The 245-nt window shown below is 61.2% G+C and carries 1 protein-coding gene; it reads right to left on the reverse strand.

Features of this window, described 5'->3' with window-relative positions:
• On the reverse strand, positions 1-151 hold a 151-nt coding region (locus AC0IYH_RS33375; protein ID WP_471838706.1), incomplete at its 3' end, for a TIGR02444 family protein.
• Positions 152-245: the final 94 nt, after the last annotated feature.

A 245-nucleotide genomic window follows, 5' to 3' on the forward strand; every position in this document is an offset into this window, starting at 1 on the left:
GTTCATCGCAGGTCACCGCGCGCTGCTCCAGCCACAAACCGCAGAGCAGCAGGCAGACATTGGCGCCCGCCGTTTGCAATTGCAGGCAGGCATCTTCCACGCCCGGCCGGGCGTAGACATCAAGGGCAAAGCTCCACAGGTCAGAGGACATCGTGCTACTCGCGCCAGTTGTGAGCGAAGCTGGTAGACTCCGCCGCCATTATGATCCGACTTCAGAACCTGACTTTACAGCGTGGCCCGCAACG

The sequence above is a fragment of the Pseudomonas sp. AC463 genome (assembly GCF_979253585.1).